At 60.5% G+C, this 12440-nt stretch carries 14 protein-coding genes; 3 read left to right on the top strand and 11 right to left on the bottom strand.

Annotated features, from left to right (window positions below; all coding sequences use genetic code 11):
* Positions 1-17 precede the first annotated feature (17 nt).
* The 6 genes from BCCGELA001_RS19230 to BCCGELA001_RS19255 all read right to left on the bottom strand — a co-directional run bounded on the left by BCCGELA001_RS19230 (position 18) and on the right by BCCGELA001_RS19255 (position 5395).
* On the bottom strand, positions 18-209 hold the full coding sequence (locus BCCGELA001_RS19230) for a hypothetical protein (RefSeq protein WP_008559453.1): 192 nt from the start codon (positions 207-209) through the stop codon (positions 18-20).
* Positions 210-449: 240 nt separating this feature from the next.
* Positions 450-1139: an endonuclease/exonuclease/phosphatase family protein gene (locus tag BCCGELA001_RS19235; RefSeq protein WP_008559455.1), complete on the bottom strand. Its 690-nt coding sequence runs from the start codon at positions 1137-1139 to the stop codon at positions 450-452.
* Positions 1139-3217, bottom strand: a complete 2079-nt coding sequence (locus BCCGELA001_RS19240; RefSeq protein WP_236840716.1) for a VTT domain-containing protein — start codon at positions 3215-3217, stop codon at positions 1139-1141. Before BCCGELA001_RS19240 ends, BCCGELA001_RS19235 begins: the two co-directional genes overlap by 1 nt.
* Before the next feature lie 150 nt (positions 3218-3367).
* The gene (locus BCCGELA001_RS19245) at positions 3368-3664 is read right to left on the bottom strand and encodes a hypothetical protein (RefSeq protein ID WP_008559469.1); all 297 of its coding nucleotides are present in this window, start codon (positions 3662-3664) and stop codon (positions 3368-3370) included.
* A gap of 368 nt (positions 3665-4032) precedes the next feature.
* The gene (locus BCCGELA001_RS19250) at positions 4033-4704 is read right to left on the bottom strand and encodes a hypothetical protein (RefSeq protein WP_008559470.1); all 672 of its coding nucleotides are present in this window, start codon (positions 4702-4704) and stop codon (positions 4033-4035) included.
* Positions 4705-4831: 127 nt separating this feature from the next.
* Positions 4832-5395, bottom strand: a complete 564-nt coding sequence (locus tag BCCGELA001_RS19255; protein WP_008559473.1) for a TetR/AcrR family transcriptional regulator — start codon at positions 5393-5395, stop codon at positions 4832-4834.
* Between the two features lie 111 nt (positions 5396-5506).
* Between BCCGELA001_RS19255 and BCCGELA001_RS19260 the strand changes: the two genes are divergently transcribed.
* Together BCCGELA001_RS19260 and BCCGELA001_RS19265 are read left to right on the top strand one after the other, a co-directional pair.
* The gene (locus BCCGELA001_RS19260) at positions 5507-6169 is read left to right on the top strand and encodes a glutathione S-transferase (protein ID WP_060736060.1); all 663 of its coding nucleotides are present in this window, start codon (positions 5507-5509) and stop codon (positions 6167-6169) included.
* Between the two features lie 488 nt (positions 6170-6657).
* Positions 6658-7446, top strand: a complete 789-nt coding sequence (locus BCCGELA001_RS19265) for a hypothetical protein (protein WP_060737731.1) — start codon at positions 6658-6660, stop codon at positions 7444-7446.
* 702 nt (positions 7447-8148) lie between these two features.
* Here the strand turns inward: BCCGELA001_RS19265 and BCCGELA001_RS19270 are convergent.
* Positions 8149-8352 carry a hypothetical protein gene (locus BCCGELA001_RS19270; protein ID WP_008559494.1) on the bottom strand — a complete coding sequence of 68 codons (204 nt, stop codon included), beginning with the start codon at positions 8350-8352 and terminating at the stop codon, positions 8149-8151.
* 174 nt (positions 8353-8526) lie between these two features.
* Positions 8527-9243 (bottom strand): hypothetical protein, encoded by a 717-nt coding sequence (locus BCCGELA001_RS19275; RefSeq protein WP_060736061.1) that lies wholly within the window; start codon positions 9241-9243, stop codon positions 8527-8529.
* A 343-nt stretch (positions 9244-9586) separates the two neighbouring features.
* On the opposite strand from BCCGELA001_RS19275, the gene BCCGELA001_RS19280 reads away from it, so the two are divergent.
* A complete protein-coding gene (locus BCCGELA001_RS19280) occupies positions 9587-9907 on the top strand; it encodes an H-NS histone family protein (RefSeq protein ID WP_008566147.1) in 321 nt (106 codons plus the stop codon).
* Positions 9908-11312: 1405 nt separating this feature from the next.
* Here BCCGELA001_RS19280 and BCCGELA001_RS38410 read toward each other — a convergent pair.
* The 3 genes from BCCGELA001_RS38410 to BCCGELA001_RS19290 form a co-directional block, all read right to left on the bottom strand.
* Positions 11313-11483 carry a hypothetical protein gene (locus BCCGELA001_RS38410; protein WP_008559501.1) on the bottom strand — a complete coding sequence of 57 codons (171 nt, stop codon included), beginning with the start codon at positions 11481-11483 and terminating at the stop codon, positions 11313-11315.
* Positions 11484-11706: 223 nt separating this feature from the next.
* The gene (locus tag BCCGELA001_RS38870) at positions 11707-12039 is read right to left on the bottom strand and encodes a hypothetical protein (RefSeq protein WP_008559509.1); all 333 of its coding nucleotides are present in this window, start codon (positions 12037-12039) and stop codon (positions 11707-11709) included.
* 48 nt (positions 12040-12087) lie between these two features.
* Complete coding sequence (locus BCCGELA001_RS19290; protein WP_008559510.1) at positions 12088-12438, bottom strand: phasin; 351 nt, start codon at positions 12436-12438, stop codon at positions 12088-12090.
* Between the last annotated feature and the right edge of the window lie 2 nt (positions 12439-12440).

The raw sequence follows: 12440 nt of genomic DNA on the forward strand, positions 1-12440 counted from the left end.
TTAGATTAGCGGCCGCGTCAGCCTTTGGGTGCGGCCGCTTCGCGCGCGAGGCGCTCGGCTCTCAGCCGCTCCTTATTGGCGTAGAACGCCTTCTGCGCCTCTTCATGATCGCGCATGGCCTTCTCGGCCTCGATCCGGCGTGCCGCATCGCGCGCCTGGCGCTGCTCGGGGGTCAGGGGTTTGCGTCGGAATGAAAGGTCTTCAGTCATGTCGAGACAACTTGGCGGCGAGGAAAAGGTTCCGCACGGTCTCATTGGGCGTCAAAGGCTCACCTTGATCGTTGTGCGAAAACAACCCCATGCACAGTAGCCAAGCCATTCTAACACAAGAGCTTTTTTATTGAGCCGACGAGCGCGCTTGACCCGTCGGGCAAAATAGTGGCATTCTGCGATCTTCGGACAATCCTAAGTTCAGTTCTCGACCATCGGCACAAGGGGCACGCACGACGATCATGTCCCCTCGGCGGAGATCTCGATATCCGCAATCACGGGCAAATGGTCTGAATAGGCCCTCGCCTCGGTGTCGGTCCAAACCTTCGCGATCGAGCTGTCGGACGTTGCATAGATCCGGTCGAGCCGCATGAGCGGTAGGCGCGATGGGAACGTCCGCAGCCGCGTCCGGCTTGGACAGACCTGAGCGAGCACCCGCCGCACCGATTTGACCCAGAACCAATCGTTGAAATCGCCGAGAACGACGGTCCTTGCCGGTTTCACCAGGCTTACCAGGGCCCGCGCTTGGGCATAGCGCTCGTGAATGCTCAAGCCGAGATGCGTGGCGACCACGCGAACATCGCCGGCAGGCGTCAGCAAATCCGTGGCGATCGCCCGGCGTGGCTCCCGCTCCTGATACGACACATCGACGATCTCGGGCACGCTGGAGAACGGAAAGCGGCTCAGCAGCATCTGACCGTAATCACCATCCTCGGTGACGATCGACTTGGCGTGCACGCGGTGATCGCCGATGACGCTCGCCAGCTTCGCAAACGGATCGTCCGACCGCGACCGCGAATCCACCTCCTGAAGCGCAACGACATCAGGAGTCCATTTGCGCAGGATGGAGCAGACTCCCTCCAGATCGAACTTCGGATTGAGATTGAAGGTGCCATGCACATTCCACGTCATGAAGCGCACCGGCGCCATCAGCGTCTCCCGGCGAGCCAGGTCGCGACGAATTGTGCGGCGGCGCAGATCCCGAGCCAGCCCAGGAACGCCAGCACGAGCAGCGCTATGTTGGTCCAGGACGCATTCCTGGCGAGGTCCGCGATCTGGGCGCCCAGGACGGCCATGGCGAGAATGCCGGGCATCATGCCCAGCAGCGTCCCAACCATGAAGTCACGCAGCGGCAGCGTGCTCGCACCCGCCACGACGTTCACCAGCGAGAAGGGTGCGATGGGGATCATACGGATGACGACGACCGCCAAAATTCCCTTGCCGACGACGCGTTCCTGGATGCGTGCGGCACGTCTCCCGAGCAAACGCTGAAGGCGTTCGCGGCCGAGGAAACGACCGATCGCAAACAGGGTAAGGGCGCTGAGCAGGACGCCCACCATGGCGGTGATGAAGCCCAGCCACGGCCCGAGTGCGGCGGCCGTTGCGGCGATGAGCACGAGAACCGGAAAGATGACCAGCCCGCCAAGGACAAAGGCAGCGATCGCAAATGGCGGTCCCCAAACGGACTGCGAATAGGCCGACAGCAGCGCCGAAATGTGGCCCGTGTCGGCGTAATCGCTCAAGGAGGTGTACGACCAGGCCAGCGCCAGGCCAAAGAGCGCCAAGGCGATCGAGGCCACCCCGATCAACGTCTTCGTATTCCACATGCGGGATGCCGCGCGCTCCAGATGAAGCGGCAGCTCGGGATCCGCCACCGGCTGAACCATGCTGGCCAGCGTGCTGGTCAGGACCGAAGCTTCCACCTTCCGCAGCGTCTTCGTCCCACCGGTTTTCGACGCCTCGTCCAGCAAAGCGAACAGCCGATGCTCGTTCTGCGTGACGACCTGTTCGTCGAGACCGCAGAAATGCGCGATCAGGCGACGGCGGACCGATTTGATGAAATCCCGATGCTCCTCGGATTCAGCTTCGAAAATCAGATCGCATTCGCTGTCGGCGCCCATCGAGCGATTGTTCAAATTGGCCGAGCCGATCCGCAAGATCCGGTCGTCGACGACCATGAGCTTGCTGTGCACCATCACCGCGGCTTCCTTATGCCCGCTGCGCGCGACAGGGTAGACGAAGCGGATGCGATCGGCGACGCCGGCCGTGCTGAAGCAGTCGATGAAGGCACCCCGGCCGTTCTGCATGGCCTGGGATTCCAGCCACGAGGAATGCAGTTTCGGCGCGACGATCAGGGCCCGAAGCGACGGCACGCGACACATCTGTTCCGCCAATTCGCGCGCCATCCGGGTCGCGCTGGTGAACTGGTTTTCGATGTACACGAAGCTCGTCGCCGACCGGATCGCGGCGATCAACGAGCGCTCGACCTCCCTGATGGTCGAGCCTGCAGGACAGACCACTTCGGTTCTGGCGATCCCCACCGGCATATGTTCGGCCTCAACAGGCACATTCGCCGGCCAGCGATCGCCCGTTACGGTGCGCCGATCATCAACCTGTTGGCCCGCCGCACGCCAGCGTTGCTCCACGAGCTCGAACAGCTGCTCCGCGGCATCCCCGTCGACCAGGCATTGAACGTCATGAAACGGCGGATATGGCTTGCGCTGGGGATCGCAGCGCATTGGGTTGTCAGCGCGATGGTCACTCGTGTCCCAGCGTCTGATCGTCAGATCAAGGCCGCCGACGAACGCCACTGAACCGTCGACACAGACGATCTTCTGGTGTTGAGCCGAACCAAACGGAAGCGAGGCGTCCAGATGAAAGCGCACGCGGCCATCCGTGCCGGCAGTGAATTTCGCCGCCGAATTCCACTCCCTCTCGGAGGCGTAAAAGGAGACGAAGTCCCAGACGAGAATGTTGACGCGCAAGGCGGGACGGCGCTGAACCAGCGCGTGCAGGAATGGACCGAGCTCCACAGGCAAGCCGTCATCCGCATGTCCGGAAGCTCCGACCAGCCGGGTCTTGCTGTGGATGTCCCATCCGACGATGTAGACGATATCCTGCGCCTCCAGCAGCGCCTCCCGCAGGGCTGCAAAATAGGCAGCTGCATCGTTCAGAACCGCCACGCGCTGCGCCCTGCACCGCCGCCAGACGGTGTCGCCGGGGATCAAGGTCGATGAACTCTGAAGCAGGATGACCTCGCAATTCGCGTTTGCGTCTAAACGCGCTGGAGGCTCAAGGGGTTCCCCGCGTTCAAAGCTGCGGTTCAATGGGGTCGAATGCGAGAGGTTTGCCGATTCTCGGCACATGATGCATCGGCATCATTTAGTGCGGACGGTCTTCGCGCCGGCACTCCTCAACGCATCCGCGATTTTCTCAGGAGCATCGCCGTGAAAATCTACGGAGACCTCAATCGGACCTTCCAGCTTCTGCCGCCCCTCCGGCGCCGGCGCAGCCTTGACGTCGCTGCCTGACGGCTGCGTTCCCACTGTATTCGCGTTGCCGACGGGCTGGACGAAGACGTCGCCTCGCGGCACGCCGCATTCCTGCACGACATGCTCAACCGCAAGCTCGGCACCGCGGCGCGTGTCGAATTCTCCGATGATCGTACTTTCCAAAGCGCCCTCCCTGGATGGACGAGAATGCGAACAACAGGCGAGAAAGGGTCAAGTTCCTGAAGCTTCGGAAGTGTTCCCAAAGGCGCGCAGGGTCCATGGACCCACGCGCTGACGCTTAGAACCGAACGATCCCGAACAGGAAAAGAAGCGCGACGGTGATCAATCCGGAGATCAGCAGCGAGCCAAGACATCCCAGACGATTCGAGAAGAGGAAGAACATGCGCCGCCCGCTCTGAAGCTTCGTGGCGGGCTAAGTTTTCTGGTCCGCTTGCGTTCCTGATGCGCCTGGAATGTTATCGGCGTGTCCGGACGCGTGGCCAGGAAGCGATCTTTCGGGCCAGATCGCTGCGCAAGGCACTACGAGGAAGTCATTCCGCACGTACGTGACGCGCAAACTTGAATTGCTGAGTGCCCCGCTCCATGGGATCCGAACTCTGCTCGGTGAGACGAAAGCCGTCATGAGCTCCGATGAACGCCTGCTCCGAGATCCAAGTCCGCTCGTATCTGACAAGCTTCTCTTTTGACGCGACTGACTCTCCCGGACCGTTGTCGCTCAGATACGATGTCTGGACCTCGTGCCTGATCTGGTCGCTGATCGGGACGCGATGCCAAGCCAACATCGCCGGCCGGACGGAGCAGAGCGCTTTGACGGTTTCCAGCGGGTCCGGGACATATTGTATGGCCCCGTTCGAATGCACGAGGTCGACACCGCCCAACCAGTCCGCCGCTTCCTCGATGCGGTCGAAAAACATCAGCCTGTCGGTGGCAAGCTCCCTCGCACGCCGCACCATGGCTGGAGTTTCGACCACGGCCCATCGAATGTCCTGTGACTGCCGGCACGCGAGCTTGTAATGCAGACCGGCACCCCCTCCGAAATCGAGAACCGTCTTTGCGCCGACGACGAGCGGCCAGGCGTGGCTGCTCGGCTTGTGATTGACCGTCTTGAGAAAGATCGTTTCGACCAGTTCCGGGTTTTCATACCCCACGATGACGTCGCGAGGCTTGAACAGCTTGCGCCCTACTCTCTTGACGAATTTCATGCGGGTGGGCCCGGCACATTTTAGATTGTGCACGTTGGCTAGCACGATCGCGAAACATTCGGAAACAATCGCGATATGGCCGATTGTCGCGGCGGACGCATCGCATGGCTCACCCTGCTGCCTGGGACTATGCTGGCAACAAGCCGGCGGCGCGATAGCTTTCGATCACGGTATCGAACAGCGCGATATCCGAGCGACTTCGGGCCATGAGTTGCGCGCCGGCCACGGCTGCGAAGATGGCGCGAGCGCGCGCCTGGATATGCTCCGGACCAACCACGGCCGCAGCGGACAGAACCTTGACGAGCCACGCCACGTTGACTTCGGCGAATGCCTGCACCTCTTTTCTCACTGCGGCCGGCAGGTCGTCGTATTCGGCCGCCATGAAGCTGCACAGGCAAATGCGATTGCTCCGCGTCAGCGCCGTGCGAAACAGGCCCGGATATTGGCTGAGGCAGCGTAGCGGATCCGGATTGTCACTCAGCATCGCTTCGAGTTGAGCCGCGGTGTCTTCCCAATAGCGTTTTGCCACCGCTGCGCCGAGTTCGGCCTTGCTCGGAAAGTGATGGTAGATGCTCGCGGCCTTGATGCCGACTTCCTCAGCGAGATCGCGGAAACTCAGGCCGCCATAGCCGTGCGCCTGCGCGGTCCGCTTGGCCGCTGCGAGGATGGCCTCCTTCGCACTTGAACTCATGTCTCCTCACATCCGCTTGAAACACCCTACCTACCGACAGATAGAGGTTGACCTCTCGAATCCAAGAGGTATCTGTAGCCTACCAAGTGACAGGTAGACAAAGGAAGCCTGATGAAGATCTACGATTGGCCCACCGGTCCCTATCCGGCTCGCGTGCGCATTGCTCTGGCCGAGAAGAACCTGCAATCGGCCGTCAAGTTCGTGACGGTCGATCTGCGGAAAGGCGAGCACAAGACCGCCGACTTCCTCGCCACCAAAAACTACTCCGGCACGCTTCCGGTGCTGGAGCTTGACGACGGCACGCTGATTGCCGAGTGCACGGCGATCACCGAATATCTGGACGCGCTCGATGCGGCCCAGACCCTCACGGGTACTACGCCGCGTGACAGGGGCGTGATCCACATGATGAACAAGCGGGCCGAGCTGGAGCTGCTGGATGCCATCAGCGTCTACTTCCACCACGCCACGCCGGGGCTCGGCCCCAAGGTCGAGATCTATCAAAACGAGGAATGGGGACTGCGTCAGCGCGACAAGGCCGTGAGGGGGATGCGCTACTTCGATTCCGTCCTGCGGCAACAGCCCTTCGTCGCCGGCGAGGCTTTCTCGATGGCCGACATCACCGTCGTCGGCGGCTTGATTTTTGCGAGCCTTGTGAAGCTGCCGGTCCCTGTCGAGTGCGAGGCGCTCGCAGCCTGGTACGCGAGAATGCAGCAGCGGCCGAGCGTGAGAAACCAGCTCGCCATGGTGCCCCCGCCCCGGGAGCCGGCTGCCTAGAGTCAACGGCTGCGGACGCGCGGTCTCGCTGGTTTGCAATCGGGCTGCTTCACCGGAGCATCGTGACGATCGAGGAACCGGTGTCCGGGCTGGACATTCCAAGTCGCGGCGGAAGGGGTGTCTCAGTCGCTTGACCGACGTGAGGTGTGGGACTCTCCGCTGCACCCCAAACGTAGTGGCCTGCTCTCAAGCCAGTTCCTCCGCCACAAGTCGTAAGCCTACGCAGATGACCCTTCGAGATCCCGCCTAGACCTCAACAGCAGGAACTGCACTTAAAAGCTTCTCGGCTCGAACCTCGGCGTCTTCGTCCGTGGGGCAATCAAACGCAAATGAATTCTCAGCCAGTTTAGGCGCTTTTCCCTCGATCAGCCTCGAATTTTCGGCGATCGGCCCCATTTGCCGACGACGCCTAGCCCGAGCGCGGCGATTAAAATTGTGTTAAAAAATAAAGCTCAGCACCGTCGTCAAGGATTGACATGGAGCACCAAATGGCTTCCACGCGGGACGACAGCGTCGCGGAACGGCAGATCGCGGAGGAGCTTTCGCACTTGGCGCGCAAAGCGGAAGACGGTCCCTTGGTCCGGCCGCCCATGGAGACGTCTCGCGCCCAGCCGACAACGAACCATCAATCGACGAAAAAGCCCCACGTGGCTTTCGTGTGCTCTCTGCTGGCGGCATCCATTGCTGCTTGGTGGTGGTGGTCGTCCTCCGTTCATCCGGCGATGACGGCATCCTCGGACGCTGCACCTCTGACGCGGGGCCCCGGAGAAGCCGCGGCGCTGAATGACGCGGCGCCGTCTGCAATCGCCTTGGTTTCCGACTTGGCACAGCAGCTTCAGTCGATGACGCGCGATCTCGCTGCCTTGAGGACAGCGGTCGAACAGCTGAAGGTGGCGCAAGAGAAATTGGCCCACGACAATGAAAATGTCGCGCGCCAACTCAAGGCGAGCCAGGAAGAAATCGCAGGCAGCGGCCGTGTCATCGACGAGGTCAGAGCGATCCAGACCCAAATGGCACGCGAAAGCCAAACGCTCACCGATCGCCTCGACGCAAACCAAGAGCAACTCGACCGCGTCACGGCCAATGCCTCAGCGCCAAAGGAGATGATGCCTGAGGTTACGAACGCGATCCCAGAAAAGCCAAGGGTCATGCCTGAAATACCATTGCCGCGTCCGCGGCAGTCGGCCAATGTCGCCCAGGCGCCAAAGCCTGCGCCAATTGCCAAGCCACAAGCTACAAAACCGCAGCCGTCGTTCGCATGGCCATGGTCGCGCTAAGCCGCGACGGACCGACGCCCGCGGACAAGGCTCTCACCTTCATAGCTTCGCACAATCGTGTTGCTGCCTCGCGCGCACTCGACACGAGGCGATTGCGTGAAAACGCGTTTGGAAACGCAACAGCTCCTTGTAAGGCAGCATTCGAGACAAGGGTCAAACTGAAAGAGTTATTTGCAGCCTCGTCGAACGAAAGGCTGATTAATTGCCCCTTCGATTATAATTTTGATTATGGGGGATAATCATGATGACTCAACCACAGAATTAAAAAATATGCTGGGCAAAACATGGGAGGCTAGAATGGAAATTGCCCGCCGCTTTCGCGCGATGGCGCTGCTTTGCCGACAGACTGCCGCGCTCCAACCGGAGAGAAGCTGGAAACTGCTCGCTGAGGCAGAGTATTGGGAGCATCTGGCGGCTGCAGCCTCAGATCACTGAGGTTCGGCCGAGCGATTTATCTTCCCCCTTCTTGTTATCGACTTCTAAGTCAATCGAGATCGGTCATGACCGATAAGCGTCAGATCTATGCTCATGCTGTTCTGAGTGAACGACGCCAAGCGCTTGTGGCGGAGCTGATTGAGGTGAAGAAGCTTCGAAGTAAGCTCCGACGTGCAGAAGAGAGAACAATCGGCAGAAGACGGCTTACCAATCCGGGCAGCAGAGCTAGAGCGGTGAACTAACGCGGCAGCGAGACCGGCCGCCTGCTCAGGACAGGCGGTTGCACCGATTTCCGTTCGACGTTGCACCTTGAAAAACCGCAATGAGCCGATCACCTGCCCAAAGCTCCACGTCGTGCTCGCCCTGCATTTGCTCGGCTCGACGTCTCGCCGCCTCTTCGTCAATGCAGTCAAGCTTCGCGGCGCAGATCACTCGCCGGTTGCTGTCCACCACGAACACTTTGTACCGCATGATAGCCGTCCCACCCAAAGGGGACCATCATCATAATCGAATGTCTGTCTCAGGCATTGCCTAAGTGAGTGCAGGCTGGCGGAACCATTGTACGTGTGGCAATTCGGCTATACCAGCGTGAGCTCATCGGTCGCGCGCTGAGCGTGTCACGCAACCTGCCCACGCAAGCGCGCGTCAGTGCCGCAATCTCACTGCGTGCCGAAGTGCGCGGCTCGAGCTCAACATCGAGAAGCCCCCGAGCGTCATCAGCAGCACACCTAGCCAGGTTGTCACCGTGTTGCGCGCGTCGTCACGCACCTCTTCATCGCGCGCATCCATTGGCATAGCTGGTGAGTTTGCTGTCGCGGACTCAGGGAGCTTCTCCACCTCCACACGGGGCGGCACCGGGCGCTCGGGCGTGAGCTCGCCGCTGGGAAGATCCGTGACGGGTGCCGCCGGCATCAAGGCCGGCGTGCCAGCATCGAAGACAGAAGCGGCGTCAGCCACCTTGACTTCGCCTGCCGGCGGCGTCGGAGCCCTCTCAGCCGGCGAAGAGCTCGGCAACTCCGCGCGCGCATCGATCATGGGGCTCCGCCCTCGCCGCGCGGCCTCGTCGTCTAAACTGGCGGCGCGGTTGGTCGCACGACCATGAACCGGCTTTCTTACCGTTGCGATGCCCTCAGCTAGGAACCAGCATTTGCGGTGACCGTCGCGCCGATACACCCAGCGCTGTCCTACACCAGGCGAATTGCCGGGCCTCGGCATGCATTCCGGCTGCGCCGACGAGGTTGCTGCGGGCTCGCGAGGAGCGTTGTTGAACAAGTCGGCGAAAGGGTTCGCGCATGCAGGCGCCGCCGAAAGAGTTCCAACCAGCACCAAACACGGGAAATAGGATCGCAAATGACCGGACATCGAAAACTCTCCCGATGTTGCGCCCCCCAACCGGGCATAAGCCTTCGCGGCAACGTGCGGCCCAAATCTGACAGCGAGATGGATTAATTGTGCTCCTCGCCGAATTAATCAATCCATCCAGCACCTTTGGGTCGCAACACGCGGCACGCGCAATCGGGCCATCTGCGTTTCGCACTCGCATCAAATTAAATGCTTCGCCACGATATTACCGCTGTCGTGCCTTTCTCCCTGCAACCTCCCTCAATTAAATGTGGATTGTACGGCAATCTCCGACTGACCGCTTGTGTGCTTCTTCATTCCCGACTTGTCTGCCTGGGCCTCACCCAAGAGTTTGGATCGAACCATGAACACCGAGCATTTAAATTCGCTCTCCCTCGACGAGCTCTGGACGCTTCACCAACAGGTGGCCGCCAGCCTCGCTCAGAAGCTCCTGTTGCAGAAAGCTCGGTTGGAGGAACGGCTCGTCAAAATTGGACTGGCCGACGAGGCCAAACAGTTCGATCGTAAACGTCGTCCATATCCGCCGGTTCGTCCCAAATATTGCAATCCGAAGAACCCGGCAGAGACCTGGTCAGGTCGCGGTAGGCTGCCTCGATGGCTGCGGCCGCAGCTTCGAGGCGGCCGGAAGCTGGACGACTTCCTAATCAACCACGCTTCCCGTTGAACGGCGGCAGACAAATTGAGCGCTGCTCGTGCGATGGAGTTGACCAATGGACTGAACGAACACGAGGGGACCCGTGCACCCGGAAGAGCGAGAGGGTGGCGAGGCGTTTTGGTTGTAGAGGTGGTCCTGGCCGCCACAAAAACAGCGGCTGGCCTAGCCTGCGAACGCGACCAACAGCGCTCGAATGAGCGTGGCAGCTACGCGATCGTTGAACGTTCGCTTGTGTTTTGGCCAGCATCATCAATTCTAAGTAACTGATTTAACTGACGTCTTGGCGGAAGGGGTGTCCTGTCAACCTCTTTGATTAGATGGGCGTTTTGCGGCTATTCGCAAGAATATCTACGGTGCTTGCAACGGTCATCGCTGCGACGTTCCCACCGTAGTTTCCATCGCTACTTCCCCCCTCCCCCGCCAGTCTTCTTCCCAAAGTGGACAGCATCCGCGGCCGGACTTTTATGGCTCGAAAGGCTTCGCCCCACCGAAGTTTGCCTGGACTTTTACGATGAGGCTTTTCGAAACGAAGACGCTGTCACTCCGTTCAAGGTGGTAAGATCGGTCCTGGACCTCTTTGGGCGGTTTGCCGGGCGGTTTTAGGCTGAAGCGCCGAGACCGATGCAACGCCGCCGGGCCGTCCAAAATACGAAGAACCATAGGCATCGCGATGACGCGGGTGACGGGCACCTTGCGCGGCGCTTCACGGAAGTCGGCTCAGGCTGCAGGGCGGACCAGATTTGCACAACCTGAGTTCTTCGCGGTTTGACCCAAAGCGGACCTTCTGATGTATGTGACGCAGAGCGATCATTTGCTTTTAAGAAGGGATGTGCCGGCTTGATCAGCGTGAGGCGCCGTTCCGTTTTCCGCTCGTCACACCAAGCGAAGAAATGACATTGCGGCAGACCTCCCCGTTCTTCATGCTTTCGAAGTATGGAGCACGTTGGCCAGCGAAAGGCCGAAGCACCAACCTTTATCGGGCGGTGAGATACGATCATTCATCGGGTGCGCGCGCTTTGCAAGCAACGACTCAGACAGGGCACCGGGCCGAACCGCTGAATGTGTCTATTTAGACAGGCACTCGACGTTGTATGCATGATGACCTGAGCCGGATCGGCTTTCCCAAGGCTCGTAAGGTCCTCCAAACCCCTCCTAAGCTTGGCTCCCGCCTCGCTCAGGCTTCCTGCGATTGTGGCTTTGGCTCTTCTGCATCGTTCTTCATTGGAAAATTCCTGGAAAGCGACTGTCGGAAGCAGTCGCCACTCTGCCTTGTCATTCGTCGCGGCGGGGCTGACGGAGTAGGAGAAGACGTACATCAGTACCCACATCGACTTCCTCCAGCATTTGCCCGCCCGGTCCTGCTGTCTGGGAATTGATCCTAGATACATCTTGCGGGTTGCGGCCCTGCTCTGACTTACGACGAGGACTTGCGGTCGAGCCGCAATCGCTGTGCCCTCATGCGCTTGATCTCCCGATCGAGCTCTTCACTCTTCTCGTCGCGTCGTTCGCCGCTCGATTTCGGCTGATCATCTTTGCGCAGCTTTTCCAAAGCCTTCTCGACCGAGAGCTTGTTGGTTCTAGCCATAGCTCACCTCGCCGTGGGGTCCATGCCCGTCAATAGGGTTAGTAGGGATTCTGCTGCGGGCAAATCCATTTGCCGTAGGTGTCGTAGTAGCAACCCTGGTTGTAGTAGCCGCTGCCGTAATAGGCACCCGCCGCTACGGCGCCGGCAGTGGCGCCGTAGGCAAGTCCCCGCCCCGGATAATAGGGGTAACGGCCGCCGTAGCCGGGATAACCGGGCCGGCCTGCTATCGGATAGCCAGGGCGTCCTGGGCGTCCCGCAATTGGATGGGTCGGACGTCCCGGGCGTCCGGCAATTGGTCGGCCTCCGGGACGCCCCGCGATCGGATGGCTTGGATGCGGGCGTCCGGCAAAGCGACCGCCGCCATGATAGCGTCCACCCCCTCCGGCAAAATGAGCGCGTCCGCCGCCGCCCGCAAAGTGAGCGCGGCCTCCGCCGCAGCATGGAATCCTCCACCACCGCGACCGCCACCACCCCTGCGGGCATCAGCGTCGTCCGGCATGAGCGTGCTGCCGAGAAGTACGAGAATGGCGAAGACAGCTGTTGTAGACTTCAACATGATGGGTCCTCCTGCCGGAACAATTGTCTTGCCCCGTCGTCGGCCGCGTCAGCTCTTCGGGTTGAACAACCCGCCTGCCGCCTTCATTGCGGACTCACCCAGCGTCTTGGTCTGATCGGTCAGCGTGCGCATCTGCTCCTGGAAGAAATCGGACTGGAGCTTGAGAGCGTCCTGAACGTCCTTGGCGTGGATCAGCCTCTCGCCGAGATCGAAGGTCGCGCTGACGTTGCGCTGCATGAAGTCGCAGAACTCCTTTGCCTGGCTTGCAAGCGGCAGCGGCGACGAGCCGAGCCCTTTTTCCAGAAGCGCGAAGTAATCCGCATTTGCCTTCCGAAGGCGCCCAAGAGCCTCACTCAGCGCTGTGCGGACACCTTCAGCGGATGCATCGATTTCTGCCATAA

It is taken from the genome of Bradyrhizobium sp. CCGE-LA001 (assembly GCF_000296215.2).
In the GTDB taxonomy this organism is placed as follows: Bacteria; Pseudomonadota; Alphaproteobacteria; order Rhizobiales; family Xanthobacteraceae; genus Bradyrhizobium.

Coding starts and splice junctions, on each gene's coding strand:
- BCCGELA001_RS19230 (WP_008559453.1), bottom strand. CDS start 209: ATGACTGAAGACCTTTCATTCCGACGCAAACCCCTGACCCCCGAGCAG.
- BCCGELA001_RS19235 (WP_008559455.1), bottom strand. CDS start 1,139: ATGGCGCCGGTGCGCTTCATGACGTGGAATGTGCATGGCACCTTCAAT.
- BCCGELA001_RS19250 (WP_008559470.1), bottom strand. CDS start 4,704: ATGAAATTCGTCAAGAGAGTAGGGCGCAAGCTGTTCAAGCCTCGCGAC.
- BCCGELA001_RS19255 (WP_008559473.1), bottom strand. CDS start 5,395: ATGAGTTCAAGTGCGAAGGAGGCCATCCTCGCAGCGGCCAAGCGGACC.
- BCCGELA001_RS19260 (WP_060736060.1), top strand. CDS start 5,507: ATGAAGATCTACGATTGGCCCACCGGTCCCTATCCGGCTCGCGTGCGC.
- BCCGELA001_RS19265 (WP_060737731.1), top strand. CDS start 6,658: ATGGCTTCCACGCGGGACGACAGCGTCGCGGAACGGCAGATCGCGGAG.
- BCCGELA001_RS19270 (WP_008559494.1), bottom strand. CDS start 8,352: ATGCGGTACAAAGTGTTCGTGGTGGACAGCAACCGGCGAGTGATCTGC.
- BCCGELA001_RS19275 (WP_060736061.1), bottom strand. CDS start 9,243: ATGTCCGGTCATTTGCGATCCTATTTCCCGTGTTTGGTGCTGGTTGGA.
- BCCGELA001_RS19280 (WP_008566147.1), top strand. CDS start 9,587: ATGAACACCGAGCATTTAAATTCGCTCTCCCTCGACGAGCTCTGGACG.
- BCCGELA001_RS38410 (WP_008559501.1), bottom strand. CDS start 11,483: ATGGCTAGAACCAACAAGCTCTCGGTCGAGAAGGCTTTGGAAAAGCTG.
- BCCGELA001_RS38870 (WP_008559509.1), bottom strand. CDS start 12,039: ATGTTGAAGTCTACAACAGCTGTCTTCGCCATTCTCGTACTTCTCGGC.
- BCCGELA001_RS19290 (WP_008559510.1), bottom strand. CDS start 12,438: ATGGCAGAAATCGATGCATCCGCTGAAGGTGTCCGCACAGCGCTGAGT.